Genomic DNA, 26,265 nt, shown 5'->3' with positions numbered 1-26,265 from the left:
AGGATCAAACTCTCATATAAATATGAGCTGTTCGAATAGCTCGATTTGTTGTTCTAGCGAATTGACTTCGCAAATGTTACTTTTTGCCTCGATACCGGAGTATCAAGGACCCTGCACATTTAAACGAAACTTTGTTCAGTTTTCAAAGGACGACTTGTCAAAAGACAACTTTGATAGATTATCATGACCAACGCATCATGTCAACAACTTTTTAGAGTGAATATTTATTCAACTCGTTCCAAATGTCATTCCATTACACTAGTCGTTTATTTCATCCGTCATGAATCGACGCCTTTGTTTTGACAACAACAAGTATCATACCAGCACTGCAACAATCTAGTCAACAAAAAAATTGCAGAAATTCAAACAATTGCTAGTCTTGATAAATGGCGAACGTTTTAATCCCGATTGCATAAATATTCGGCGTTAAAGCGAACAATACCCAAAGAAGTACGATTAAAGTTCACTAAAATCATAATGCTTATGGTCGCAAATGCAGCAGTTCGCCCTAACTGCGATGCAAAACGGTCAATGGACGTATTTCGCTCACGTTCATTGGTCAATCAACCAAGATAATAAACGTCTTTTCAGCTAGACTTCAAACCTCGACAATGACCTCACTTAACTAAACGATTTTAGTCCTGGATATCAAATCATCTCAATAATGTGCCGTGCCCGCGTTTGTATCAAGTTTACAAATCATCCACCGGGCATTCTCGTATCGTTACTCGTCAGCGACATCTCACTAGCTCTCCCAAAACAACCCGACAAGCCCATGACCTTCCAAAAAAGCTGCTTTTCTTTGCTACGCCCGACACTTTGAAAAATCGTCTACCGCATTAACGTAAAAAAGCCACTCATCTCTGGGTGGTTTCTTCGTTTAAATGTTCAAGTGCTTCAGCGACCCACCCATCTAAGTGAGCGGCAATCGGCGCAAAGCCAGTGTGAAATTTACGACTGGTCCAATAATGCTTACGGCGACGCTTCTTGCTTAATTTTGGCGGCGTCTGTAAAGCACGTAAGGATAAACTGATTTTATGGGTATATTCGTCGATGTCCAAAATCACAACTTCAACTCGCTGGCCGACGGTAAAAATATCGCTGGTGTCCTTGACGTAACCATGCTGGCATTCTGAGATGTGCACTAATCCTTGCATGTGCTCATCTAACATCACAAACGCCCCATATGGTTGGACGCCGGTGACTTTGCCAGTCAAGATATCTCCTATGCGATATTCCATTCTGACACTTCATTTCATTGGATTTCTCCTTGAGTATACCCTAAAAATCAGTTGCAACCAATATCAGTCTTGAATCGTCAATTCATTAATCGTCACAGGCTCAACCGGTTTATCATTAGCACCGGTTTTGACTTTACTGATCTTCTCAACCACTGACATGCCTGACAATACCTGCCCGAAAACCGTGTGGCGATGATCCAGCCATGGTGTGCCACCTTGTTGGTAAGCGTCAATGATCGGTTTTGGGAACCCAGCTTCGCTTAACTGTGCCTTCATGCTCGGGTCCAAATGCGAATTGGTCACAATGAAAAATTGGCTGCCGTTTGTATTAGGACCAGCGTTGGCCATTGATAAGGCACCCTTCAGATTGAAAAGCTGGTTCGAAAATTCATCCGCAAATGGCTTTCCCCAAAGGCTTTCACCACCCATGCCAGTGCCTGTCGGATCACCGCCTTGAATCATAAAGTCTTCAATGACCCGGTGAAAAATGACGCCATCATAATAATTTTTCTTGGCCAAGCCGATGAAGTTTTCAACCGTTTTGGGGGCTTGTTCCGGAAAAAGTGCAATTTCAAATTCCCCCTCGCTGGTTTTAACAATCGCTTTTGGGCCTTTGAAATCGGCCAGTTCTAATTGTGGATAATCCATGTTTGTTCTCCTTTTGTAGTCAAATAACGTGCATCGTTCTAGGCGTAGTATACCAGCATCGGCAACCGGCGCCAATCAGACGAATACACGGAACCCTCCTGTAGCCTTGACGTTAAGATCAAAAATCAGTTGCCGCGCAATTGACACTTGCTTCAAAAAATACCGCAACGCTCGGGCTTCATCCCACTTCAATCTCCCTAACTTGCCAGCATTCTCCGCCCCTGTCAACTTGGTAACCATTCATCAAATATGGTACGGTATGAACGTCATACTATATAGAAACGGAGCATTGCAAATGTCAGTGCAACATGTATATGAAATCACCGTGGTTGGTGGCGGGCCTGTTGGGATGTTCGCTGCTTTTTATGCCGGCTTGCGACAGGCAGACGTCTTGCTATTAGAAAGCCTTGACGAACTTGGTGGCCAAACCGGTAATTTATACCCTGCCAAAATTCTTTACGATATTGGCGGTTTTCCTCATGTCAGCGGAAAAGGCCTTGTTTCACAGTTGAAGACTCAGCTCATGCATTTTCATCCAGACGTCAAAACTGCTACGGAAGTTCAGACGATTGATGAAGCGGAAGACGGTACGTTTATTCTTCACACCAGCCAAGGCGACTTCCATAGTAAAACCGTTATCATTGCCACAGGCGGCGGTGCATTTACGCCGCGTAAACTGGCAGTTGATTACGATCCGGCGCTAGAAGGTAAGCAATTATTCTATTTTGTACAGGATGTCGAGACATTTCGCGACCAAAACGTTGCCATTGCCGGTGGCGGCGATTCGGCCATTGATTGGGCTTTGGCGCTGGAACCGGTGGCCAAGCATGTCAGTCTGATTCACCGGCGTGCTAAATTCCGGGGTCTTGAGGCAAGTGTCGCGGCACTGGAAAAAAGCAGTGTTGCCATCCATACGCCTTACTTGATTGAGGCCGTTAAACAGGAAAAGAACAAGCTTGCTTTGCAATTAAAGGAAGTTCGCGGTAACAACGAACCAGTTTTAACAGTCGATAAGTTGCTAGTTAACTATGGTTTTGTCACAGACAAGCGCCATCTCCAGGCTTGGCACTTTAAAACCGACCGGAACGGTATTTTGGTTGATTCGCAAATGCAAACCAGCCGTCCGGGCATTTTTGCTATTGGCGATGCCGTCAGTTATGCGGGGAAACTGCCGCTGATTGCCAGTGGCTTCGGTGAGGCACCAACGGCCATTAACGAAGCACTTAGCCGACTCTATCCGGAACGGCGGCAAGCGTTGCACAGTACCCAGCTTTATCGATAAAAATCAGTCTCCCCCTACTAGCCTAAAGGAAAGCGTGAGATTATGACCAATGAAGAAAAGCTTTATGAACGGACGATTCAATTGTTGCATGAACGCGGCGTTAATTTAAGTGACATCGGCGAACTCGTCATGTTTTTGCAGGAACGGTTCATCCCTAACCTAACCATTGAAGAGGCAACCCAAAACGTTCGGATCGTTTTACGCAAACGTGAGGTACAGAATGCGGTTATGACCGGCATTGCACTAGACAAGGCCGCCGAAGCCAACCAGCTTGAGGAGCCTTTGCAGAAAATTATTGCCGAAGACGAAGGGCTTTACGGTGTCGATGAAGTCTTGGCCTTTTCTATTGTCAATGTTTATGGTTCAATTGGTTTTACCAATTATGGCTACATTGATCGGATTAAACCAGGCATTCTAGCCAAGCTCAATGCCCATGAACCGGGGATTATTCACACCTTCCTTGACGATATCGTGGGTGCCATGGCGGCGGCGGCTGCAAGTCGACTGGCGCATTCGCATCCGGAAATCGAAGACGACATTTATTGACGTTTTTCTAAAAATTGTCTTTGTTTCATGAAATTTCCATATTATCCCGTATAATGAGATGTAAATTCATTAAAGGAGCTTATTCAATGACCCAACTGTTTGATTTCATCCTGCATATCGATGAGCATTTGATCACTATCGTTAATAGCTTCGGCCCTTGGACCTATGTCATCCTCTTTGCGATGGTCTTCATCGAAACAGGGGTTGTTGTCTTTCCGTTCCTACCGGGAGATTCGTTGTTGTTTGCTGCCAGTGCATTAGCTGCCAATGCGGCTTATAACCTCAATGTCTGGATTCTTTTTGCGGTCTTTTTGGCTGCGGCGGTTTTAGGCGATACCATGAATTACGAAATCGGTAAACACGTGGGCGCGGCAGCCTCTACTGGCAAAGGTTGGTTTGGCCGGCTGATTAATCGCGATAAACTCCAACAAGCCGAAGCGTTTTTTGACAAGCATGGTGGTAAAACCATCGCTATTGCTCGTTTCATGCCACTCATTCGGACGTTTGCCCCGTTTGTATCAGGCGGCTCGCGCATGCATTACGGCAAGTTCATCCACTACAACTTTTTAGGCGGCTTCCTGTGGGTAACCTTATGTGTGCTCGGCGGCTTTTACTTCGGCAATGTGACCTTCGTCAAAGAACATTTTTCGTTAGTAGCGCTCGGCATCGTTTTGATCTCACTCTTGCCAATGGTTGTTGCAGCCGTTAAAACCCGCACGGCTAAAGTTGTGGATCGTTAATCTAATCATTAAATTTTTTTAGGTATGCAAAAACGCATGCTTCCAACGTCACACCGATATTGGGAGCATGCGTTTTTGGTTTTTAAAAAGCGACTAACGACGCGCATCTTGGCGACCACGCCAGATACCCCATACCATGATAGCCTCGAATAAGGCAAATGCTGTGAGAAAGCAAAACATGAAGAAGCCTTCAGGTAAAACATTGATGATTGGATCTGTAGCCGGATCAAACAACCAGTCACGATTGCGAAATAGCACCTCATGGAAAATGATGAAGAAACGATCAAAGTTAAGGCTTAGCAATCCGGTTAATATGATCGGCACCACCGCCCCGATCATAAACGGCCGGACCAGCAGATACCGCTTTCTGTCTGTTTTAAGCTGACGCACCCACCGAATGGCAAAAGGCGTCGTCACGATGGCAATCACAATATCCAAAATAAACAAATGGCGCACGTCGGCAAAATGAAGCGCGCCATGCAAACTTGTGGGAAAATCCTGCATATGCAGCGTACCAATCCACGGCAAGTCTAAGTATGCCATGAGTTGCAAATAATTATGGTACAACTGTCCCAGCGACATGGCGGCAATTTGCGGCAGATTATCCATATGTGCATAAACCGGGAAAGTCAGCAGCGTACTCAAAATCGTGACAAAAATCACAACACTGACAATCGCTAGCCAAAGCGTCAGCCAATGAACGATGCGTTTCATCTAGACCTCCCAGTCCGTCAAGGCATCAATTTGATGCGTCGGTTGTTGAACCTGCTTGGAAACATAATCCCGGGTAGAAACGCCGGTATACACTAAAATCGTATCAATCCCGGCATTCAAACCTGCTTTAATGTCGGTGTTGTAATTATCGCCAACCATGGCCACTGCGTCTTTAGGCAGCCCCATTTTCTTCAGCGCTTTTTCCATAATCGTCGGTTCGGGCTTGCCAATATAAAACGCCCGTTGCTGCGTACTGCGTTCCACTAAAGCAATCAGTGACCCCGCTCCTGGCACCAAGCCACGCTCATTGGGCAGATTAGTATCCGCATTAGTTCCGATAAACTTGGCGCCGCGTTTGATTGCCAATGTGGCCAATTCAAATTTGTGGTAAGTCACGTCATAATCCAATCCGACTACTACATAATCCGGATCCACTTCATTCAACCTTAATCCTGTATCCAAAAGCGCCTGCTTCAGCCCCAGCTCACCAATGATATACACCGACTTCCCGGAAACATCGCCATGATTGAGATCGGTCAAATAAGCCGCAGTCGCCAGCGAAGGCGTGTAAATCTGCTCCGGCGCCACATGGATGTCATGATTCTCCGCCAGATTTTTGACCACATCTTCGGGACTTTTAGTCGTATTGTTCGTCAAAAACAAAAACGGTAGTTGCGCCGCCTGTAACCGTTCGACAAAATCTTTAGCCGCCGGAATTCGTTCTTTACCACGATAAATCGTCCCGTCAAGATCAATCATATAGCCTTTATACTTCAAGTCTGTCCCTACTTCTTGTTAGTCTCACGTTGACGGATCGTAAAATGCCGCTTGCGTGGTTGTGTTTGATTGACTGTTTTGGCCTGTTCGCCACGAAAATGCGCCGCTCGGGTCGTTTTTTCCGTATATGGCTTGTTCACCTTGGCATAAGGCTTACGTTTGCCATGATGTTGCCGCTGTGTCGGCTTTGATTGTTGCCCGTGCACGGTTTTGCCTGTTATCGATTTTCGCTCCCGATCATGCCGCCGATCAGCTACCTTAGTTACCGGTTTATCAAGACAGGCAAGGACAAAATAAGCACAGCCAAAATTACAATATTCATACAGATAATCTTCTAATGTACTGATCTGCTGATCCTTGCTGGCACCACGGCGGTCATCTTTGTAAAAGCCGCGCAACCGTAACTGGTCATAACCCCAGTCGCCAACAATATAATCGTACTTATCGAGAATATCGTTGTAGCGTTCGTTCAACCGGTCAAGGTCAAACGCATCGCGGTGGTTTTTAACAATGTAATAACGGCGGCCATCAATCGTTACAAGATCCTGGCCAACTTTGACGACCCGCATCTCTTTGGTTGTGTCCGGAGTCAAGGCGACATCAATTTGTTCGGATAATTTCTCTCGTTCGCCCACATCGCAACCTCCTCTTTTATACTGATAAGTCATTCGAACCGCAATCTTAGAAGTATACCATGAATTCATAAAGGAAAAATTTTTGCCATATAATCACCAACCACTTGCCGCAAAAGCTTCGGAAAAATCAATTCATTGCTGCCCATAATTTCGATGGTTGGGAAGAACGGAATAAACAGAAAGTTGTCGACCGTTGCGAACGTGTATTGACGTTCCGGAACCAGCGGCTTGCCATGCCATAAAACCGTTCGCTTTTCACGATTAACCGTGATGCCGCGATACCCGATATCACCAAAAATTTTGCCACGGAAGCTCATGCCGATCATATGAAAGTGGCGGAGAAACATGCGATTCTTTTCCATTTCCATAATCAGACGCCACAGTTCTTTGCCACTTAAAGTTACTTTTAGCAAGTGCATAGGGTGGGGCAAACACGTCAAGAGATCAGCCTGCGTGACAACGCCAGGGCCAAGTGGGGTCAGAAAAAGTCCAGCATTCAGAATTGCCGCATCGGTTTTGGCAGCGTCAGCGACCGCCGCCAAGCCAAAATCAAGTAACGGTGATGGCTGATCATACTGAATTGCCAAATGTTTAGGCAAGCGAGCAACTTTTTGCTGCTTTAACAAGGCAATGCCTTTACTTTCATAACCTTGAATTTCCCGCGGATCTGCTGCGGCTGCTTGCAATAAAGTGGTTTGAAAGGTTTTGGCACGCCGCGTCTTAATTTTGTGGTCATCATCCAACGTTAAGGTAATCTTGCCAACATAATGGCCATACTTTTCGGCTGCGGTTAATAAAGTTGTCCCGTGTAATTCGCCTTCTGCGAGCAAGTGGTGCGTGTGTCCGCCAATCACAACATCAATCTGGGGATATTGCTGGGCTAAGTGACGATCGGCCTCAATGCCTAAATGTGACAACACAACCAAAACATCATAGGTCCCCTCAAGTTCCTTAAGAATCGCCGGAAAAACGTCTGCGACTGTCTTAACCTGCCACCCATTTGGCTGATACGTCAGAAAAAAAGGTGCCGTAAAGCCAACAATGGCAATTCGCGTCCCTGCCGACGTCTGCTTCATAACAGCGCGCTTAGCCCAACTCGGACGCGTACCATCCGGCTCAAACAAATTAGCCAATGCCACAGGAAAATTAGCGTGATCATATAAATGCTCCAACACTTGGTGCGGATTGCCGACGCCTTCATTGTTGCCAACGGTCACCGCGTCATAGCCGATTTCATTCAATAACTGAATGTTAATCTGCCCGTCCGTTGCTTCGGTTAACGGTACCGAACGATCCATCGCATCACCATCGTCAAAAGCTAAAACACTCGCCCCTTCTGCTTGCTCCGCAGCACGGGTCCCCAGCATAAACCGACGAATTTTCGGCCAGTTTTCAAAGTGGGAATGCAGATCATTCGTGTGCAAAATCACTAGCTTTTCCACAAGGCACCTCCCTAATTAGTCTTTCAGGTGACATTTCTAAACTAACTCTTCAGTTTTATCCTATGCCCTGCAAGACAACGGGTCAAACATCACATTGCATTCAGCGTTCCTTAGCCAACACCGCAGCCTTAAGTCGATAAATCTTGTGTACTTCAGCCGCCGTCAGCGGGGTGCCAAACGCCAAATGTGGCACTAACAAATCCCGCTCTGGAGCATCCACCCCAACGTTGATATTCTCCGCAATATTCACACTATTGTGGTGAATGTGGCCATGTAAATTCAGCGTCTGCTTCACAATACCCATCATCAACGGATAATGTGTCATGATGAATTGCGTGTGGTTGTCCTTGATAATTGTGCCAACCGAATGAAAAGTGAACTTAGGCAGGCCGTTCACTCCCGGATCATGGCGATGAAGAAATTTAAATAGTGATTCGTAGTCGTGATTGCCTTTTATAAAAACAATTCGGCCATGCAGCTGTAACAGAATTGCCAAAACTTCCGGCGGTTGGGGAAAATGTTCCGGATTCATCGCAATATCACCTAAATGATAGACGATATCACGATCATCAACCCGCGCATTCCATGCCTGAATCATGGCCGCATCCATCGCCTCAACTGTCGGGAAAAGCCGCGGCGCAAAGTCGTTGTTGCCCAATAAATCCGCGTGGAAAAAGTGTGTATCTGCAATAAAATATTGCATGTTACTCCTTTCGACGATGTGCATGCCTTGTCGTAACTACCCAAGTCGTCATTGGCACCGTCAAAATCACGGCGATAACCGAAATCAAGACCTGCAAGAGTTCGCCAACAAAAATCTTATTATTAATCACCTGTGAAAAAGGATACCGCAATGACGCAAACCAGATAAACAAGGAAGAAAAGCCGCCGAAGAAACCAAAGAATAGCGTATTTAGCGCCGTTCCGATAATCTCGTGTCCCATTTGTTTAATCCCGCATCGCTCGCCTGATCCTTGATTTCATTCATCCCAGCCGCAACGGCAATCGCTGCTTCGGCAATCGCGCCAAGCGTACCCAGCAAGGTAGTCGCAATCAAAACATGCGGAAAGCTGACGCCAATATACACGGAAAAACCTTCCAGTGCTTCGGAATCTTCCGGTCCAAAACCGGCCGTCTGGCTTAACGTCATCGTCAAAAGAATCAGTCCGACCAACAACGTCATAATTAACAAAGACGAAACAAACGCCGGTCCAGCCACGGAAAGCTGGCTGGTGCTGAGGAAAATCGTGCTGGCCAGAATAATCAGCCCAAAAATAATTGCCACAATAATTGGATTAAACCCGCTGGCCATTAAAATGACAACCAAAATCATCAACAAAGCGTTGACGGTTAAAGCAAAGAAATTTGACAGTCCTTGCTTGCCACCGACAATAAACATCATAACAAGCAACACCAAGGCTAATGCAAGAATGGTATTCATGCCTTCACCCTCTTCATTTTAGCTATCATCGCTGCTAATCCGCTCGTCATTGGCACCGCCAGTACAATGCCAAACGCGCTGATAAGACTTTGGGCAAATCCCAGTCCCATCACCCAGATAACCGTTTGCGCAATTGAATTATTGTTACGAATCCACAAAACCGATTCCATAAACGTGTCGGCAATGAAAATCATAAACAGGACCGAAATCAGCGGTCCCATGACATTGCGCCCAATGGCCATTCCTGCTCGAAAACGCTCCTTGGCGGTGTCATGAAGCTGGAAGATCGCAACCGAAATATCACTTGCCTCGTCTAGAACAGCGCCCAAAGAGCCGATCACAATTTGACCAAAGAATAAGAGCTGCGGCGTTTGAGTGGCGTATTTGACCTCTTCAAAATGAATACCGCTGAAATTGGTCAAAGTCATGACGCCATAACCGAGCGCCACTGCTACTGCCGTGGCCAACAAAGCACCTGACGCAATTGTTGCAGCAATTGGCTTAAGCCCAACAATAAATACTGCTGTTAGCACAGTGAAAATTACCGCCAAAATGGCAAACAGCCACCACGCCTGCCACTGCTTGCTGCCGATCTCCCACTCAACTGCTACAAAGAAAATCAAGGTGTTCAGCAAAATACTAATGCTGGTTAACCATGCGCGCCGCCCCATCACCAAAAAGATCAGGCCAAAAGTCAAGACCAACAACGCCGCCAGAATTGCATCCCGCTTCACGTTGTTCAAGGTATAGGCACCCTTGTCAACATCCAGGAAAACCTGCTCGCCCACACGAAGTTTATTATCCAACGCACCACTAAAAGAATAGGTGTTGTGCATGGTGATGCGTTTACCACGTTTAGCGGTGTTGAGCAGGCGTACCAGAACCTGCTGCTTAACTATGCGATCACGATTTTCGTCTTCGTCTTGGTGGGTGGTGGTTTTAACCACCTTAACCGCTTCAACCTGACCCACCGGCTTGGTATAGAGGCCGCTATCAAATTGCAGGCCAATAAAAACAGCGATCGCCGCGACGAACGGAATAAGCCATTTACCTAGATACTTCACGCGGATCCCTCGCTTTCATATGCCTTACATTATATAAGCGGCGTCAATGTGACGCAAAGCGCGTGTCCACTTTACTCGCGAAAATGCTCACGCTGATAAGCCCGGTTATACGATGATCACGGAAATTATGCAAAAAATTGAGGTTTTTATTAAAATTCAGTTTTCGCGTGCTGACCAGGGTGAAAATCTCTTTGCCCCTAATTCACCCCACATGATTTTGCCGGAGAATCTCATGGTAGGCATCGCGAACGGGGCCTTCCGGTTTGTCCCATTCTTCCCAACTCGTTAAATCGGCAGGTGGGAACTCATAATGCTCGTTGATATACTTTTCATAAGTTGCCACAGCAGTTGAGTGCGCAATGTTCAGCTGAACAATCCGTACCCTCTTAATAAAGCCTTTCATGGCTGCCTTTTCCGCGCGGCCATTCAACATGACGTTGCCTAATTCAAAATAACGGCTCCCGTCAAGACGGGTAATTTCCTGAATCATATCAAAAACCTGATATTTTTCTGCCAAGATTGACACTCCTTATTCGTCAGCTTATGTTGATACGAGTTTATCTTAACGTGTTTAAATGCGCCAGTTCGCGCTCACTATGCTATTGTTTAAAGTATAATGTTTTTTCTGGAAAGGAGCAGCCTGCATGGGCAAACGACTTACTGTGGCAGTTTTGTTGCTGCCATTGTTTCTTCTGCTTTCAGGGTTTACACTAATTGGCCACCGTGGCGATCCGCTGAACTATCCGGAAGAAACTTTTCAAAGTTTCGATAGTGCTTTTAACAAAGGCGCTGACTATGTCGAACTCGATGTACATGAAAGTGCTGACGGCGTGGTCGTGATTCAACACGATTCAACGATTCAACGGATGACTGGCGCCAACCTGACCATCGCCAAAAGCACTTTTGCGCAACTTCAACAATATCATACCAAAAATGGTGAACCGGTTCACAGTCTTGAGGAGCTTTTTGCTCACGAGCAACAGACAAACCACAAATTCCTGATTGAAACCAAAATCGTTAAAGGCGAACCGCATCCCCACCTTGAAGATAAAATCACGGCACTGGTTAAACAGTACCATATGGAAAAACGCGTCATGTTCCACTCATTCTCGGCTGCCAGCCTTAAGCGATTACAAGCCGATTTGCCTTCCGTTCCGCGAATCCTAATTGTTGGGTCGCTGAGACGGATCAATTTTGATGTGCTGACCTATGTGGATGGCATTAACTTAAGTTCAGATTTGGTGACGCCCCAACTTGTCACGCAACTGCATGATCTTGGTAAGAAAGTTTACGTTTGGGATGAAATGAACGAGGATCGAGACAAGTGGACTTGGCTGGTCAATCTCAATATTGATGGTGTCGTGACGAATTACACCAGTCTAGGCCATGAATTTCAGGCACTTAAAGCCGCATCCGTCACGACGAGTATCAATGATCTTGGTGCTAATTCCAGTGTTTCGGCGCTTCCGGTTTATGAAAACCCTTATCAACCGCTTCAACGTCCTGAACAATTAGCCCCGCAAACACCGATTATGATTTCGTCAATGGTCACCGTTTCCGGCAGTACGTATTATCAAATCGGTAACAATGCCTTCGTGCCTGCCGAAACGGTCAACCTTGCGCCCCAAGCAGGTTGGGCTAGTCTATTTCTACACCAGAAGATTCTTGTTACCAGTCGGAGTTTTCGGGTTCCTGTATATGCAGATCCACTGCACCAACAAGACGTCATCGGACACATTGCCAATAGCAAACAAGCGCGGATTTTGGCTGCACGCTACCAAAATAGCCAGCTTTATTTAAAAATCAAAGGTGGCTGGATAAAAGCCAAAAATGTACAACTACTTCCAACGGCGGAAAATATGGGCACGTGGTTAACTTTGTATCGCAGTATTCCTACAAAAGAAAAGCCGCTCATTCACTTGGCATTGGGAAAGTCTGCTTTTGATACACCCTTGCTAAATGCCTTGGTTACAAACTTCGGCTGAGCATTCGGACCGAACTTTATTCTTGAAACATGCCGATGCCCGGTTTTGCAAATCGTCTCCGTTAATTGCTTATTTTCATGAATGATTCGGTCGTTTCTGCGGTACAAACATGCTATTCTAAAGACAACGATAGAAAGAAAGTAGGTTAACCTCATGGCAATCAATTGGCAGCAGGAAGCAGAAAAACTAGAACCCCAGCTTCTTTCTGATCTCACAACTCTGTTGAAGATCAATTCTGAACGCGACACCGAGCACAAAACCTCACAATACCCACTCGGACCCGGTCCGGCAAAAGCGCTGGAGGCCTTCTTGGCAATTGCCGAGCGGGATGGTTTCAAGACACTCAATGTCGATCATGTCGCAGGTCGAATCGAGTTAGGTAGCGGTTCCGAAATTTTCGGTCTCTTCGGCCATGTCGATGTCGTTCCCGCAGGACCCGGTTGGCAAACTGACCCATTTAACCCAGTGATTCGCGACGGCAAGATTTACGGCCGTGGCACCAGTGATGACAAGGGACCTAGTATCGCTGCATACTACGCATTGAAACTCATCCGCGATTTGGGCCTGCCAATCAATAAAAAGATTCACTTCATCTTAGGGACAGACGAAGAGTCCGATTGGGTTGGCATGCATCGGTATCTCGAAAGCGAACCGGCACCGGATTTCGGCTTTTCTCCTGATGCCGAGTTTCCAATTATCAACGGTGAAAAAGGAATTGCCAGCTTCAAAATTGTGCAAAAACCGGTTGCTGCAGCAGAGGCCGAGCTGACTTTGAATGAATTTTCGGCAGGAATCCGACCAAACATGGTGCCGCAAGAAGCAAAAGTAACCATCACTGGCGACTTGCCTGAAAGCTTTGCGGCCCAAGTCAACGATTGGGCTGATCAACAAGGGGTCAAACTTACCTTGACGCTGGGGAATCCCACAACAATCAAAATCGTAGGTAAAGGTGCCCATGCCCAAGAACCCAAGGATGGTAAGAATGCGGCCACTTATCTAGCAAGCCTGTTGGTGGATTTGCCTTTTGATCCGGCGGGCAAAGCCTATTTGACCATGATCGCCAAATACCTGCATTTAGATTCACGTGGTCACCACTTGGGTATCAACTACACGGACAAACTAATGGGTGAGTTAACTGCCAGCCCAGATATCTTCACGTTTACCCAGGATGGCGAACAAAGCGTGCTGGTCAATGTCCGTTATCCGCAAGGCACTGATGCCGATAAAATCCGTGATCAAATTGAAAGCGCGGTTGGCGCCGACCAATTCGATGTTTCGTTAAGTGGTCATGCGCAGGAACCGCATTACGTGCCTGGTGATGATCCGCTCGTTAAAACATTATTACAAACTTTTACTGACCACACTGGTATTGCCGGACACGAACAAGTCATTGGTGGCGGTACCTATGGACGAATTATCAAGCGCGGCGTTGCATTCGGTGCTCAGATGCCAGGGCAGGAAAACGTCATGCATCAGGCAAATGAATATATGCCGATTAAAGATATCATCATGGCTGTGGCCATTTACGCCGACGCCATCAGCCGGTTGGTTAAATAAGGCATATGCCTGTCGTTTAAAAGATAGCCATCTTTCTGATTGTCGGCCGATCTTACAGCTATTAAATGAATGAGGACACAAGTACGCCAGAAGTCCGGGAGCAGACTTCTGCGTACTTGTGATTGATGAGAAAGGAAAGTTTTTATGTTGATCCCTACTAGCTTAAATCCATGGTTGGATGATCCGCGTCTGCGCGCAGCAGTGATCACACAAGCAACGGTAACGTCCACCAACACGGTTTTAAAACAGAAGGTTCAAAACGGAGCACCGTTGCCGCAAATTCTGATTGCCGGTGAACAAACTGCCGGTGTCGGTCGACATGGCAAACACTTTGCCAGTCCGGCCAATGCTGGTCTCTATCTGAGTTACGCCTTCCACCCGCAAATCAGCCGTGCCTTAATCACCCCGGCTGCAGGTGTCGCTTTGCAACAAGCCATTGAAACTCAGTTCGGTATTGTCACCGCGATCAAATGGGTCAACGACTTGCAAAAAAATGGCAAAAAGGTTGCCGGTATTTTGGCAGAGGCATTGCTTGAACAAAATGCTGTGGTGCTGGGCGTCGGCGTTGATATTTTTCCGACACCGAAAGCGCCGTTACCAACTGATCAGCCGATTACCACCCTTCTTGCTGAAAAACCTAGTACCGATCCACGTCCCGAGCTTGCCGGGCGGTTCTTGACGAATCTCATGCGTTTGTTTGCAAATCCTGACACCATTATGCCGATTTATCGGACGAAAGCTGCCTGGATCGGTCGGCAAATCACGGTTAGCGGCACACAAAACCCGCTGACCGGCATCATCAACGGGTTCGACAACAATGGTGCCTTACTGTTAAAAACGGTCCAAGGAACAATGGTCGTCACAACTGGCACCATTCGCTTAGCCGACTAAGCCACACATCATCTAGTTCGCAAGCAGCAATTTCGTCAAATCACTGAATTCATTCAGTTGATAAGTCGGCGTTATCTGCTCGCGATTAGGTTGAAAATGCGGATTGAACCAGATCGAATCAATCTTGCCATTGATACCGCCTTGAATGTCCGACGTCAACGAATCGCCCATAATCAATGTTTCGTGCCGATTGAACCGTGGAATCCGTTTGGCAACATAATCAAAAAACGCCACGGTCGGCTTCGGACTCCCGACACTATCGGAAACAAAGATATCCTCAAAATAATCAATTAAGCCGCTGGTCGCCAGACGCTCACGCTGGACCGGCTCAATGCCGTTACTGACAATAAACAACCGATAGTCTTTTAAGGCATCCAGAGTTTCCATCACCCGAGGCAGTATAATCGCTTCCTGATCCAGAAAATGGTGGTACGTCCGCTCTGCCAAATGCGGATCGGCGTTCAGATGTTGATGCCGAAACAGCTTGGCAAATCGCACGTCAAACAGTTCCGGCCGCGTGATCCGTCCCGCTTCGTAATCACGCCACAGATCAGCGTTGATTTTCAGATAACTCGCCTCAATCCGCGGCGTATATGGTAATTTAAGCCGGGCAAACATCTTAGCCAGGCTTTTTAGTTCCCCTGCTTTAAAATCCAACAAGGTATCGTCTACATCAAATAAAATAACTCGGTACATGTCTAACTCCTGTTCTCACACGCTTATTTTTATAGTTATCAGTCTTGCACAACACAACGTGGGTCGCAAGTGAAGCCACTTGAAACTATGGATGGGAAAGGCAAACAGGCAAGCTGACTTTGAACACTGTTCTCGGCCACAGAAGTCGGAGTGTAAGGATCTCAGGTGTAAAGGCCAGAACCGGGCCATCACGCTCAAGGACATTGATGCTCCGTTTTCTTACCGGCCATGCTCACGCTCTTCCTAATGGCATTAGAATCCGCTTTATTTTTACGGTATACTAAGGAGTACTAGACCAAAATTTAAGGTGGGACAAGCACTTGAAAAAGTTCGTCGATCGGGTCAAGACGCTTGGGACTCGATTTCGCCGCTGGTTCACGGCATTCGTGACGCGGCGTCCTGATTCCAAAGCTGATTCCAAACATTTAACGGGTAAAACTGCCGTTGTGTTTTACGGTAATGTCACGCTTCAAAGTATCAAGAGTATTGTCTATTATTTATTAGGCGTTTTGGGTATCGCAGTTGTTTTCGGTCTCGGCTTATTTGGTGGTTATTTTGTATCCATTGTCGATGCGACACCGATTCCGACCGAAGCAGCGATGAAGGCAACGCTATCCAACACCAGCCGTACATCCAGTATGTATTTTGCGCATAACGTCAAGCTCAGTGATGTCAAAAGCGACCTGTATTCTACAAAAGTCAGCCTTAACGACATGTCGCCGTGGCTGACCAAGGCAATCATTGCTACTGAAGACGAGGACTTTTATCATCATGACGGGGTAGTGCCCAAGGCGGTGATTCGAGCTTTCTTTTCTGATTTAACCGGCATGGGTAACCAGACTGGCGGCTCGACTTTGACGCAGCAGGTTGTCAAAATGATGTTTTTGAATTCAAAGACAACCTTTAAACGTAAAGCCGCGGAAATCATGTTGGCGCGGCGTCTAAACAATCATTTCAGCAAGAACGAAATTCTGGAAACTTATCTGAATGTTGCCACGCTAGGCCGGAATAACAAGGGGCAAAACATTGCCGGAGTTGAGGCAGCTGCGCAGGGACTTTTCGGTGTTTCCGCCAAGCAGGTGAACCTACCGGAAGCTGCCTTTATTGCCGGTCTGCCGCAGAGTCCGTTTGTTTACACGCCATACGCTGCCAATGGCCAATTAAAAGCCAGTCTCAAATCCGGAATTAATCGACAACAAACCGTTCTGTTCCGGATGTATCGGGCCGGCGTCATCAGTCACAAGCAGTATGTTGCAGCTAAGTCATTTGACCTAAAAGGCGCGTTCCTCAAGCCTGAAAACGCCGAACAAGAGGACAATGAGTACGGGTATGTCTACAACATGGTGCTCAGTGAAGCTAAATCATTGTTAGCCGAGAAACTAGCCCAAAATGATGGTCACACTGCTGCCGACCTTGCAAAAGACAATGCCTTAAACAACAATTATTTAAGGCAGGCAGCCGCCCTTTTTGCTTCCAAAAATTACCAAATCAAAAGCACCATCAACAAAGACGTGTATGATCGCATGCAATTTGTTATGCGAGCAACGCGAAATACATTTGGTCAAACTTACACCACGACCCAGATCAATCCTAAGACTGGCGAAACCGAAACCGTTAAACATCCGGTTCAAAATGGCTCGATTGTGTTGGACAACCAAACTGGTGCCGTCCTCGGCTTCGTCGGTGGCGTGTCAGGTGAACTCAATCACATTTATACGTTGCGGTCACCCGGCTCCACAATCAAGCCGCTTTTGGTTTATGCACCTGCGATTGATCAAAAAGTCATCGGTTCCCAAACGGCATTGGCTGACTTCAAGACTAACTTCGGCAACAACTACAGCGTTACCGATTACGGCGGCCAAATTCAAAATCGCTTCATTCCTGCCACCGAAGCGCTCGCCCAGTCCTATAACATTCCGGCGGTTAATCTGTATAAACGTATCAAGCCGACCGTCAATGTCAAAAACTACATGGAAAAAATGGGTATCAATACGCTCACTGACAATGATTACAGCCAGCTAGGCCTAGCCTTGGGCGGTACCGACTACGGGGTAGACGTCAAGGAACAGGCCAGCGCCTTCTCCACTTTTGCCAATCAAGGCGAACACACGCCAGCTTATGTCATCTCTGAAATTGTTGACCCCTCAGGACATGTCGTCTACCAACATCACGTTAAAAAGACCAAGGTTTTCTCCAAAGCTACTAATTACATCATGAATCAGATGTTGAAAAACGTGATTGAATCAGGGACGGCTGAGAGCCTGAACTACCAGCTGCGCTTCAACACGGCTAATCTGATCGGGAAAACCGGTACTAGCAACGATTTTCGTGATATTTGGTTTATCGGTTCAACGCCTGGTGTCACCATCGCCAGTTGGATGGGCTACGACAATAGCAATGGTACCAACTACTCGCTCGATGAAAATAGCTCAATGACGAATGAAGCATACTGGTCAAAATTAGCGAATGCGGTTTATCACACCATCCCTAAACAATTTAAAGTTAACCAGAAACTTGCCCGGCCAAGTACGGTAAAATCCGTCACCGTTGACAAGCAAACCGGGCAGCCGGCTGGCGATCTGACGTTTAACGGTCGGACATATCGTACTGGGGGATCAACCGTTACGAGTTTATACAATGACTGGCAGCCCACTGCGAAAGCCGAATTCGGGATTGGCGGCAGCAAAGAGAATTATCAGTTATTCTATGACCATCTCAATGGTAAAAGCAATGGCTATGGCCAGGTTTCTGACGCTAACGGCCGCTCGACCGAAGCCAAAAAAGAGCACCAAGAAACACCGATTACGCCTGAAACTACGACACCGGCCACAACGGAAAGCCGTCAAACACCTGGCGTCACCGTACCTTCAAGCCAGAAAAACCAGCAAGGCACTTCCGAAAACCAGCCAAGGGAACCGCAAACGACAGGGACTGGCGGAACAAACGGCGCAACTGGCACAGGAGGCGAAACCGGTACTGACACTGGCACCACAACCGCAGGCGGCAACACAACGACCGGCGGCACGAATGCCAACAATCAAACGCCACCAGCGACAACCGACAGTGGCCAGTAACCTAGTTCCATGCAACCAATCGAGTTGATCCTAACGTAAAAATCGGTTCTAAAGGCAAACATGATCTGTCTTTAGAACCGATTTTTTGCTTACAGGGTACAGGAGCCAGTATCGCTTAACGGCTTATTTAGTTGAACCGCGTTTCAAAATATCAAAGCCTAACATCACGGTTTTTTCTTCGATCTCTTCTTTATTCATCATCTTGGTCAGCAACCGCATTGCAACTGCGCCGATGTCATAAAGTGGCTGGTCAATTGAAGTCAGTTGCGGACGCGTCATTTCGGTTAACTTGGTGTTGTTGCTGGTAATGATTTCGAAATCATCCGGCACTTTTACACCTTTGTCCAATGCGCCATCCAAAATGCCGACTGCCAGTTCGTCATCACCGGCAATCACCGCGGTTGCGCCGACTTTCTGTAACTTGCCAAATAATGCCAATCCTGCCTGATAACTTGGCTCATTTTCAAAGATCAGACTTTCATCATAGGCAACACTTGCTTTTTCCAGTGCCTGTTTATAGCCCTTCAGGCGGAACTGGCCGTTAATCGGATGGGTGAGCGAACCGGTCGCCAACGCAACCCGCTTATTACCGCTCTCCAGTAGTTGGTGCGTTGCCTCTTCAACCGCGGCCACATAGTCAATGTTGACACTGCCGACTTGTTCATCCGGATCAATTGAACCTGCCAGCACAACCGGCGTTTTGCTCCGGGAAAATTCGGCACGAATAGAATCGGTCAGTTCATGACCCATGAAAATTAACCCGTCAACCTGCTTAGCCAACAAGGTGCTAAGTACGGAGACTTCCTTTTGGTTATTTTCATCCGAGTTCGCCAAAATGATATTGTATTTGTACATGGTCGCCACGTCATCAATCCCGCGAGCCAGGCTTGAAAAGAACATGTTGGTAACGTCAGGAATAATAACGCCAACAGTTGTCGTTTTCTTGCTGGCTAAGCCGCGCGCCACCGCATTCGGTCTGTAGTCGAGGCGTTCGATAACCTCTAAAACCTTCTTGCGGGTAGCCGGCTTCACGTTTGGATTACCATTAACCACTCGGGACACCGTCGCCATCGATACATTTGCCTCGCGGGCAACATCATAAATTGTTATTGTTTGTTTTTCCACTGTATTTTCTCCTTAGTCGTGAGTATGAAAATCACGAAGCATCTATTTACATTCCAAAATAACAGAACGAGAAAGGCAATGCAAGCGTTTTACTGAATTTTCCATGAAATTTTCACAAATAGGCTTTTCAGAAAGCCTCTCTCATGGCTCGTGATATACTGGTAATGAAAGTTGCATTGGCATCGTGACTAGCTTCTTATCGTGCGAGCCGTATTCGATGCATAAGCAACTGGCGCATCAATATCATGGTGCATCACAAAATGCGGTAAAAGAGTCGTTTTGCATGATATTTTGTGCTGTGCCCTTTTGAGGAGGATACCGATGAACGAACATTTAGCAGCATTACAAGCCTGGGTCGGCGAAGAAGGCCTTGACCTCGCTTATATCAGTGACCCAGTCAATATCAACTACTACACGGGGTTTTTCCAGGATCCCGAAGAGCGTATCACCGCTTTAATCGTCACCCCGGACAAGGATCCGTTTTTGTTCACGCCACAACTAACCATTGAGGAAGTTAAAAAAGCCGGCTGGCCTTATCAGGTATTCGGCTATCTTGATCATGAGGATCCGTTTGCCGTCATGGCCACCCATATCAAGGCTGTGAACCCTAATCCAACCAAATGGGCTATCGAAAAGGATCACGTCGCTGTTTTCAAGTTTGAAGCCATCATGAAGCAGTTTCCTGACGCCACTTTTCCGGTGGATGCTTCCCGATTTATTGAAAAGCAACGGTTAATCAAAACACCAGCCGAAATCAAGCAAATGGAAGTCGCCGGTGCTCAAGCTGATCGTGCGTTCCAAGCCGGGTTCAAAGCGATTAAAGCAGGTGCGACCGAGCAGGAAGTCGCTGCTGAAATTGACTATGCGATGATGAAGGAAGGCGTCATGCACATGAGTTTCGGCACCATCGTTCAGGCTGGCGTCGATGCAGCCAATCCACATGGTGAACCCATGGGAACGAAACTTGCACCAAACGAACTGATCTTGTTTGATCTTGGCACAGACAACCATGGTTACATGTCCGACGCCACGCGCACCGTCGCTTTTGGTCAGGTGACGGGTAAGCCCCGTGAAATTTTCGATATTTGTTTAGAGGCGAACCTGACTGCTATGGCCGCCGTTAAGCCAGGATTAAAAGCCTCCGAGCTCGACAAAATCGCGCGCGACATGATTACCAAGGCGGGCTATGGCGAGTATTTTAATCACCGCTTGGGTCACGGGATTGGCATGTCCACCCATGAATTTCCATCCATCATGGAAGGCAACGATATGATTTTACAACCCGGCATGTGCTTCTCGATTGAACCCGGTATTTACGTTCCCGGTGTCGCTGGCGTTCGGATCGAAGACTGTGTCCATGTCACTGAAACGGGCTGCGAACCTTTTACCCATACATCTAAGGAATTCACTGTTATCAATGGTTAGGGGGTACATTGTTCCTTAGCAAAAAGATGACCACCAACATTAAAATGGCTCTGAGGAGGTTGACACTACCTTCTCAGAGCCATTTTTTGTTGCCAAGTTCATGAATGCCGCCATTGTGTCCGCACCAACGAAAATTCCGAAATTGACTAGTTCGCTTCCGACTGCTCGTATAAAATGCCGGCTTTGCGTAGTGCTTCTCTAATTTTGATAATACTCCGTTCATTTTTAACGCTGATCGTGTGCAAATGAATGCCACCGGTTAGCTCCGACAGTAGGCGGCCTTGATAACGCGCTAGTCGACTCAAAAAGAGCTTCATATCAGCAACGGTGCGAATGTTCAGCTGACCGCGTAACTGACCATATAACGGATGTTCGACTAAAACGTCCTCAATCCAACCGCCATTGTCGAGAATCAGTTGCAGTTCTTGTTCCGTTTGCTCCGGTGTGTGTTTACAAGGAATTAAAAACTCGTGAGCCGCCGGATGTGACAACGTATAACCGCGCGGCGTCGCAATGATAGGTTCGCCCTGGGCCCGCAAAAGTGCAATATCGCCGACAATGGTCTGACGACTAACGGTAAACCGCCGAGCAAAACTCGACGCACTAAGCGGCTCGGCAGCAGTACTCAAAGTGGCTTTGATATGTGCCTGACGTTCGCTATTTAGCATAGTACTCTCCCTCATTCATGATCAAACTACTTCAAACAAATTCAGCTACGATGCTAAAAGCGACAAAACGAAAGGCGCTCACGTTGGGGTGTCTTTCGTTTGTCGCCATTTTTTGATATGCAAAATCCAGTTGTTGCTGATTATTTACTTATCAGCGGCTTCAGTTTCAGAACTTGCCGGTTTGGCCTCTGAGGCAGCGGCGCCACTAACCGGCTTTGGTGCGGGCGTTTCCGGCACTTCATCGGTGCGGGTTTCACTGCCTTCATCGTCGTCTTTGGCTTGGGCAAAAGCACTTTTACCGTCAAGCACAATATCATCGAATTCAGCCGAAGTATCCGTATCTGTTGCAGTATTCAATTGATCACGCAATTGCTCAGTCGCAGCATCATAATTAGCCAACGCTTCCGACCCATCGGCATCATTACCACGCGCCTTCAAGTCATCAACAAAATCCGTTGCACTTTGCTTCCAGTCTGCGCTGGCCTCTTTAGCGTAGTCATAATAATCAACCGCACGATCGGCTAAATTCGCGGAAGCATGCTTGACGCGTCGTTTCAGCTCGTCACTGGTTTGCGGTGTCAATAAATAAGTCGTTGCTAAGGCACTGGCAGCACCAAATACAAATCCAAGCAAAAAATGTCCTTTTTTAGCCATGATGTTTCCCCCTGCTATTCATTTTGATGTTTCTTCTTGGTCAACATTGAAAAGGCTTTGGCCCCCACACGCGCAGCAACAGTTGCCTTGGCACCGTTCTTAGCACCATGAGCAACCCGTTCAGTTAAGTTGCGCGTTGACTGATTCAAATCAGAAACGCTTTCACCAAGCTCACCAATTGCGGTAAAGACAGGATCAACCGCCGCCACCTTGCCATTCACATCTTCAAGAAGGGTATTGCTCTTGGCAAGAAGGCCTTCGACTTCCTTCGTTAAAACGCCAAGCTCCCCGTTAACCGTACTCAACGTCTTATTCATCTCGGCAACCGTTTCCTTAACTTCCTTGGTCACACCCGAAACCCGAATGGCAATGACGGCAATCGCCAAAGCAATAATCAAAAAAGCAACCGCAGCAATGATCCAAGCAATCTCTCCACCTGACATGCAACACCCTCCATTCAAACCAGTTGGTTACATCAATCATAACATCGAGGGGCGGGGGGTGCAAAAGATTTAAGAGCGCGAACCGGCGCGATTAGGAGCTGGAGTGTAAGTGGCCTTGGGCGTGATGGCGCTCTTTGCCATTGCGACCAAGGTCCTTACACGCAAGCTCCTGCGCCGGTGAGCGCATTTCGGAGCCGGATTGCCCTACTATCCTTATTCACCCTAGTAACCTAGGCTGTAGCCATAACCACCAAGGCCCTTGCTCGCCGATCTCTGCGCCAGCAAATGCGTCCGAAACTGAGTTGTCTTACCACCCTCACTCCCTACCACCCAACTTCATCCACCCCTTCTCCCAACAAAAGTTAAAACTTATCCCCATCATGACAAATCTCCAGCAGATCTGCCCCAATTCTGGTAAAATAAAGCCAACACTAAGAGGAGGTCGTCACGTGACAGGCATGATGTTCACGGCAACGGCCGTAACTGAACAACCCAATGTGTGGTTACGGTATTTTAAAACCATCAACTGGGATAAAATTGCCGGAACCCTGATTGATAAGGTTCTGTCGTTGCTATTCTTTTCGATTTTATTTCTTGCACTTTATCGTTTAGGTCAGTTTGGCATCAATCGGACTTTTAAAAGCTATCAACGCCGCGCCCATTTATCAGGCACGCGTGTCAAAACCATCCACGCCCTTTCGCGCAATCTCTTTTTCTATTTTGTGCTCTTCTTCTACTTTTACGCGATCTTATCAACGTTAGACGTTCCGGTGGGGACATTACTTGCCGGTGCAGGCGTGGCTGGCTTAGCAATCGGCTTTGGCGCTCAAGGCTTCGTCAATGACGTTGTGACTGGTTTCTTTATTTTACTGGAAGCACAGTTTGACGTTGGCGATGTCGTTCAGTTAGGTAAGATTTCCGGAACGGTGACGAGTCTTGGCTTGCGAACCACGGTGGTCAAAAGTTATGACGGTACGGTCAACTTTATCCCGAATCGCAACATTACAATTGTCAGCAACCTTTCCCGCAGCAACATGCAGGTACTTATTAAGTTGCCGCTTGAGCCAACCGTTGATTTGGGTTTGGTTCGAAAAACTATTGAGCAGGTGAATGCCAACCTAGTTCCAAAGTTCACGACTATCACTGAAGGTCCGGATATCCTTGGCTTGACCGAGGAAAAAAATGGCACGTTTACTTACCAAGTCCTTTTTTACGCCGAAAATGGTGAGCAGCTCAGTTTGCAACGAACATTTCTCGCTGCTTACATCGCTGCATTAACCTCCGCCGGCATTCATGTGATCACGCCGCCGATCAATTTACAGTCTGGCTCATAAACAGTTTGGCGTTTTACCAATATCCACACCAAAATCCATTTATAAGGAGATGCTATGCTCAACTTCATCAAAGGTGCCATCATTGGCATTGCACTTGTCATTCCAGGTCTTTCCGGCAGCATTTTTGCCGTTGTGGTCGGGTTGTATGACCGCCTTTTACAAGCAGTGAATCACTTTCGCGCCAATCCCAAGAAAAATTTGCGTTTCTTGGCTCCGATTGGCTTAGGCGCTGTTGTTGGCATCTTAATTTCCACCAAGGCCGTCTTAGCCGTCACCACGCACTGGCCACTGCCAAGTTATGGTTTCTTTATCGGATTAGTACTAGGCATTGGCCCGTTTATTTATCGCAAATTGGCGCTCAAGCCTTTCACTTGGTGGTACCTCTTATTAGTGGTTGGAGGATTTGCCGGTATTTATGGACTCGCCAAGCTTGGCGGGACCCAGCCGGAGAACCTCATTGCCATTCAGCGCCTGAGCAGTGTTAGCGATGCCGGTGTGATGGCTTTTGCCGGCATCTTCGCGGTATCGTTGATGGCCATCCCCGGTATTTCCGGCTCCGTCATGCTGATGGTTATTGATCAGTACGGAACCGTCTACAATGCCGTCAGCCAGCTAGGCGATGCCGCCCGAGCCTTCGTTTCCGGTAACTGGTCGGCATTTAACGCAGCGATGGGCTCAGTGGCGTTGCTGTTGCCATTCATGCTTGGCGCCATTGCCGGTCTGATTGCGGTAGCTAAATTGATGGCATATCTGCTCGAACATTTTGAAATCCAGGTTTATTACGCCGTGTGCGGTATTGTTGCCGCAGCAGTGGTCATTCTGATCGAAACTGGCATCGCGCCTTATTGGCCGACTAATGGTGTAGTTATTCCCGCACTTTTGGTTGTAGTTAGTCTCATCATCGGCGTTTTAGCGACCATTTTCCTAGATAAACCGGAATCCAACGCAGACGCTAACTAATGTGGCCAATAAAAAACCAGCACACAGATTGATCCGCATGCTGATTTTAAAAGAGTTAAGATTCTTTTTCAACGACTGACGCTAAAGGTTCCAACTGGAAATGTTTATCGATGTTGTGACCGATATTGTTGATGCCTTTCATCACCTCACGCCGGGTCACGATACCTGTAAAGTACCCATCCTGAACGACCGGAATGAACGGGTTGTCAACGAGCAAATGTAAAACGTTCTCCAAGTCATACGGGTCGCTAATTGTCTCCACATCAGTTTGCATAACATCTTTGACTGTCATGGTATCTAGCGACTGAAAACTGATATGATCCAGACCCAGCATTGTTTCAGTAATCATCGGTAGCGAAATGAGTCCTTTAAACTTCGAGTCGTGATCCAGAACCGGAATTTTCGCATAGCGGACTTTGGTAAGAACAAGAAACGCATGACTCAATGGGTTATTTTCGGAGACCGTTGCAACCATATCTGCAGAAATCATAAAGTGATGACGATTTTCAATCAGCATATTGGCAATGGCTTGATTTAACATTTGGGTAGCTCCTTTTTAACATTCTTGGTTTAAGTACATTCGTCAAAAAGTTAGGTTAGTTAACTTTATTGATTCAGTTTACCGCTTATCCATGACGGTGCCATCCGTCAAAAGGCGGAAACACCATATGTTTATTTTACCATGAATGAGATCAAGGAATTTCTGTCGTCGTTATTCATAAGAAATACATCAACTTTTTAAGTGAGCGTGAGCTGGCGCGGTTAGGAGTCGGAGTGTAAGTGGCCTTGGGCGTGATGGCGGTCTGCGCCATTGCGACCAAGGTCCTTACATGCAGACTCCTGCGCCAGCGAACGCGTTATGGTGAGCGTGAACTGGCGCGGTTAGAAGCCGGAGTGTAAGTGGCCTTGGGCGTGATGGCGGY

General features: G+C 47.1%; 25 protein-coding genes and 1 pseudogene. 10 read left to right on the top strand and 16 right to left on the bottom strand.

The features are described from left to right. Positions 1–857: 857 nt before the first annotated feature. A complete protein-coding gene (locus BVJ53_RS12085) occupies positions 858–1,241 on the bottom strand; it encodes a CvfD/Ygs/GSP13 family RNA-binding post-transcriptional regulator (protein ID WP_129302619.1) in 384 nt (127 codons plus the stop codon). Between the two features lie 63 nt (positions 1,242–1,304). Then, the gene (locus BVJ53_RS12080; RefSeq protein ID WP_129302618.1) at positions 1,305–1,889 is read right to left on the bottom strand and encodes a peptidylprolyl isomerase; all 585 of its coding nucleotides are present in this window, start codon (positions 1,887–1,889) and stop codon (positions 1,305–1,307) included. Positions 1,890–2,184: 295 nt separating this feature from the next. On the opposite strand from BVJ53_RS12080, the gene BVJ53_RS12075 reads away from it, so the two are divergent. The 3 genes from BVJ53_RS12075 (at position 2,185) to BVJ53_RS12065 (ending at position 4,457) form a co-directional block, all read left to right on the top strand. Next, complete coding sequence (locus tag BVJ53_RS12075; protein WP_129302617.1) at positions 2,185–3,171, top strand: NAD(P)/FAD-dependent oxidoreductase; 987 nt, start codon at positions 2,185–2,187, stop codon at positions 3,169–3,171. 42 nt (positions 3,172–3,213) lie between these two features. After that, a complete protein-coding gene (locus BVJ53_RS12070) occupies positions 3,214–3,717 on the top strand; it encodes a phosphatidylglycerophosphatase A family protein (RefSeq protein ID WP_010493824.1) in 504 nt (167 codons plus the stop codon). 86 nt (positions 3,718–3,803) lie between these two features. Continuing rightward, entirely contained in the window at positions 3,804–4,457 is a 654-nt protein-coding gene (locus BVJ53_RS12065) for a VTT domain-containing protein (protein WP_129302616.1), read from the top strand. A 93-nt stretch (positions 4,458–4,550) separates the two neighbouring features. On the opposite strand, the gene BVJ53_RS12060 is transcribed toward BVJ53_RS12065, so the two are convergent. The 8 genes and pseudogenes from BVJ53_RS12060 to BVJ53_RS12025 form a co-directional block, all read right to left on the bottom strand. Next, the gene (locus BVJ53_RS12060; RefSeq protein WP_129302615.1) at positions 4,551–5,171 is read right to left on the bottom strand and encodes a TIGR01906 family membrane protein; all 621 of its coding nucleotides are present in this window, start codon (positions 5,169–5,171) and stop codon (positions 4,551–4,553) included. Further along, positions 5,172–5,948, bottom strand: a complete 777-nt coding sequence (locus BVJ53_RS12055) for a TIGR01457 family HAD-type hydrolase (RefSeq protein ID WP_129302614.1) — start codon at positions 5,946–5,948, stop codon at positions 5,172–5,174. It lies immediately after the preceding gene. Between the two features lie 8 nt (positions 5,949–5,956). Next, positions 5,957–6,583 carry a YutD family protein gene (locus BVJ53_RS12050; protein ID WP_129302613.1) on the bottom strand — a complete coding sequence of 209 codons (627 nt, stop codon included), beginning with the start codon at positions 6,581–6,583 and terminating at the stop codon, positions 5,957–5,959. A gap of 65 nt (positions 6,584–6,648) precedes the next feature. Continuing rightward, on the bottom strand, positions 6,649–8,025 hold the full coding sequence (locus BVJ53_RS12045; RefSeq protein ID WP_129302612.1) for a bifunctional metallophosphatase/5'-nucleotidase: 1,377 nt from the start codon (positions 8,023–8,025) through the stop codon (positions 6,649–6,651). Positions 8,026–8,125: 100 nt separating this feature from the next. After that, entirely contained in the window at positions 8,126–8,728 is a 603-nt protein-coding gene (locus tag BVJ53_RS12040) for a metallophosphoesterase (RefSeq protein ID WP_129302611.1), read from the bottom strand. Position 8,729: 1 nt separating this feature from the next. After that, positions 8,730–9,466 (bottom strand): annotated as a pseudogene (locus BVJ53_RS12035) (YibE/F family protein). Continuing rightward, entirely contained in the window at positions 9,463–10,530 is a 1,068-nt protein-coding gene (locus tag BVJ53_RS12030) for a YibE/F family protein (RefSeq protein WP_129302610.1), read from the bottom strand. Before BVJ53_RS12030 ends, BVJ53_RS12035 begins: the two are co-directional and overlap by 4 nt. A gap of 202 nt (positions 10,531–10,732) precedes the next feature. After that, a complete protein-coding gene (locus BVJ53_RS12025) occupies positions 10,733–11,047 on the bottom strand; it encodes a hypothetical protein (RefSeq protein ID WP_129302609.1) in 315 nt (104 codons plus the stop codon). Positions 11,048–11,174: 127 nt separating this feature from the next. Between BVJ53_RS12025 and BVJ53_RS12020 the strand changes: the two genes are divergently transcribed. From BVJ53_RS12020 to BVJ53_RS12010, 3 genes are all read left to right on the top strand, one after another. Further along, a complete protein-coding gene (locus BVJ53_RS12020; RefSeq protein ID WP_129302608.1) occupies positions 11,175–12,515 on the top strand; it encodes a glycerophosphodiester phosphodiesterase in 1,341 nt (446 codons plus the stop codon). A 153-nt stretch (positions 12,516–12,668) separates the two neighbouring features. Continuing rightward, the gene (pepV, locus tag BVJ53_RS12015; protein ID WP_129302607.1) at positions 12,669–14,072 is read left to right on the top strand and encodes a dipeptidase PepV; all 1,404 of its coding nucleotides are present in this window, start codon (positions 12,669–12,671) and stop codon (positions 14,070–14,072) included. A gap of 144 nt (positions 14,073–14,216) precedes the next feature. Continuing rightward, positions 14,217–14,963: a biotin--[acetyl-CoA-carboxylase] ligase gene (locus BVJ53_RS12010; protein ID WP_129302606.1), complete on the top strand. Its 747-nt coding sequence runs from the start codon at positions 14,217–14,219 to the stop codon at positions 14,961–14,963. 12 nt (positions 14,964–14,975) lie between these two features. Here the strand turns inward: BVJ53_RS12010 and BVJ53_RS12005 are convergent, their stop codons facing one another. After that, entirely contained in the window at positions 14,976–15,659 is a 684-nt protein-coding gene (locus BVJ53_RS12005) for a YjjG family noncanonical pyrimidine nucleotidase (protein ID WP_129302605.1), read from the bottom strand. Positions 15,660–15,979: 320 nt separating this feature from the next. Here BVJ53_RS12005 and BVJ53_RS11995 point away from each other — a divergent pair, with 320 nt between their 5' ends. Further along, positions 15,980–18,733, top strand: a complete 2,754-nt coding sequence (locus tag BVJ53_RS11995; protein WP_129302603.1) for a transglycosylase domain-containing protein — start codon at positions 15,980–15,982, stop codon at positions 18,731–18,733. Between the two features lie 123 nt (positions 18,734–18,856). On the opposite strand, the gene ccpA is transcribed toward BVJ53_RS11995, so the two are convergent. Beyond that, positions 18,857–19,858 carry a catabolite control protein A gene (gene ccpA, locus BVJ53_RS11990; protein ID WP_129302602.1) on the bottom strand — a complete coding sequence of 334 codons (1,002 nt, stop codon included), beginning with the start codon at positions 19,856–19,858 and terminating at the stop codon, positions 18,857–18,859. A gap of 321 nt (positions 19,859–20,179) precedes the next feature. On the opposite strand from ccpA, the gene BVJ53_RS11985 reads away from it, so the two are divergent. Beyond that, entirely contained in the window at positions 20,180–21,283 is a 1,104-nt protein-coding gene (locus tag BVJ53_RS11985; protein WP_129302601.1) for a M24 family metallopeptidase, read from the top strand. A gap of 146 nt (positions 21,284–21,429) precedes the next feature. Here the strand turns inward: BVJ53_RS11985 and BVJ53_RS11980 are convergent, their stop codons facing one another. The 3 genes from BVJ53_RS11980 to BVJ53_RS11970 form a co-directional block, all read right to left on the bottom strand. Continuing rightward, positions 21,430–21,951 (bottom strand): transcription repressor NadR, encoded by a 522-nt coding sequence (locus BVJ53_RS11980; RefSeq protein ID WP_129302600.1) that lies wholly within the window; start codon positions 21,949–21,951, stop codon positions 21,430–21,432. A 144-nt stretch (positions 21,952–22,095) separates the two neighbouring features. Continuing rightward, a complete protein-coding gene (locus BVJ53_RS11975; RefSeq protein ID WP_129302599.1) occupies positions 22,096–22,605 on the bottom strand; it encodes a YtxH domain-containing protein in 510 nt (169 codons plus the stop codon). Positions 22,606–22,619: 14 nt separating this feature from the next. Beyond that, on the bottom strand, positions 22,620–23,048 hold the full coding sequence (locus BVJ53_RS11970; RefSeq protein ID WP_129302598.1) for a DUF948 domain-containing protein: 429 nt from the start codon (positions 23,046–23,048) through the stop codon (positions 22,620–22,622). Between the two features lie 458 nt (positions 23,049–23,506). Here BVJ53_RS11970 and BVJ53_RS11960 point away from each other — a divergent pair, with 458 nt between their 5' ends. Next, the gene (locus BVJ53_RS11960; protein WP_129302620.1) at positions 23,507–24,382 is read left to right on the top strand and encodes a mechanosensitive ion channel family protein; all 876 of its coding nucleotides are present in this window, start codon (positions 23,507–23,509) and stop codon (positions 24,380–24,382) included. A 54-nt stretch (positions 24,383–24,436) separates the two neighbouring features. After that, on the top strand, positions 24,437–25,342 hold the full coding sequence (locus BVJ53_RS11955) for a DUF368 domain-containing protein (protein ID WP_129302597.1): 906 nt from the start codon (positions 24,437–24,439) through the stop codon (positions 25,340–25,342). Between the two features lie 55 nt (positions 25,343–25,397). Here the strand turns inward: BVJ53_RS11955 and cbpB are convergent, their stop codons facing one another. Beyond that, positions 25,398–25,883, bottom strand: a complete 486-nt coding sequence (gene cbpB, locus BVJ53_RS11950) for a cyclic-di-AMP-binding protein CbpB (protein ID WP_129302596.1) — start codon at positions 25,881–25,883, stop codon at positions 25,398–25,400. Between the last annotated feature and the right edge of the window lie 382 nt (positions 25,884–26,265).

This window comes from Lacticaseibacillus chiayiensis (assembly GCF_004123795.1).
Classification (GTDB): domain Bacteria; phylum Bacillota; class Bacilli; order Lactobacillales; family Lactobacillaceae; genus Lacticaseibacillus; species Lacticaseibacillus chiayiensis.
Note: the sequence above shows the minus strand (reverse complement) of the source record. Positions and strands in the feature narration are given on the sequence as shown.

Excerpts from the sequence above, each read along its gene's own strand:
- BVJ53_RS12075 (WP_129302617.1), top strand. The coding sequence starts at position 2,185 with ATGTCAGTGCAACATGTATATGAAATCACCGTGGTTGGTGGCGGGCCT.
- BVJ53_RS12065 (WP_129302616.1), top strand. The coding sequence starts at position 3,804 with ATGACCCAACTGTTTGATTTCATCCTGCATATCGATGAGCATTTGATC.
- BVJ53_RS12020 (WP_129302608.1), top strand. The coding sequence starts at position 11,175 with ATGGGCAAACGACTTACTGTGGCAGTTTTGTTGCTGCCATTGTTTCTT.
- BVJ53_RS11985 (WP_129302601.1), top strand. The coding sequence starts at position 20,180 with ATGAACGAACATTTAGCAGCATTACAAGCCTGGGTCGGCGAAGAAGGC.
- BVJ53_RS11980 (WP_129302600.1), bottom strand. The coding sequence starts at position 21,951 with ATGCTAAATAGCGAACGTCAGGCACATATCAAAGCCACTTTGAGTACT.
- pepV (WP_129302607.1), top strand. The coding sequence starts at position 12,669 with ATGGCAATCAATTGGCAGCAGGAAGCAGAAAAACTAGAACCCCAGCTT.
- BVJ53_RS12060 (WP_129302615.1), bottom strand. The coding sequence starts at position 5,171 with ATGAAACGCATCGTTCATTGGCTGACGCTTTGGCTAGCGATTGTCAGT.
- BVJ53_RS12070 (WP_010493824.1), top strand. The coding sequence starts at position 3,214 with ATGACCAATGAAGAAAAGCTTTATGAACGGACGATTCAATTGTTGCAT.
- BVJ53_RS12010 (WP_129302606.1), top strand. The coding sequence starts at position 14,217 with ATGTTGATCCCTACTAGCTTAAATCCATGGTTGGATGATCCGCGTCTG.
- BVJ53_RS11960 (WP_129302620.1), top strand. The coding sequence starts at position 23,507 with ATGATGTTCACGGCAACGGCCGTAACTGAACAACCCAATGTGTGGTTA.
- BVJ53_RS12040 (WP_129302611.1), bottom strand. The coding sequence starts at position 8,728 with ATGCAATATTTTATTGCAGATACACACTTTTTCCACGCGGATTTATTG.
- cbpB (WP_129302596.1), bottom strand. The coding sequence starts at position 25,883 with ATGTTAAATCAAGCCATTGCCAATATGCTGATTGAAAATCGTCATCAC.
- BVJ53_RS11975 (WP_129302599.1), bottom strand. The coding sequence starts at position 22,605 with ATGGCTAAAAAAGGACATTTTTTGCTTGGATTTGTATTTGGTGCTGCC.
- BVJ53_RS12085 (WP_129302619.1), bottom strand. The coding sequence starts at position 1,241 with ATGGAATATCGCATAGGAGATATCTTGACTGGCAAAGTCACCGGCGTC.
- BVJ53_RS12080 (WP_129302618.1), bottom strand. The coding sequence starts at position 1,889 with ATGGATTATCCACAATTAGAACTGGCCGATTTCAAAGGCCCAAAAGCG.
- BVJ53_RS12005 (WP_129302605.1), bottom strand. The coding sequence starts at position 15,659 with ATGTACCGAGTTATTTTATTTGATGTAGACGATACCTTGTTGGATTTT.
- BVJ53_RS11970 (WP_129302598.1), bottom strand. The coding sequence starts at position 23,048 with ATGTCAGGTGGAGAGATTGCTTGGATCATTGCTGCGGTTGCTTTTTTG.
- BVJ53_RS11955 (WP_129302597.1), top strand. The coding sequence starts at position 24,437 with ATGCTCAACTTCATCAAAGGTGCCATCATTGGCATTGCACTTGTCATT.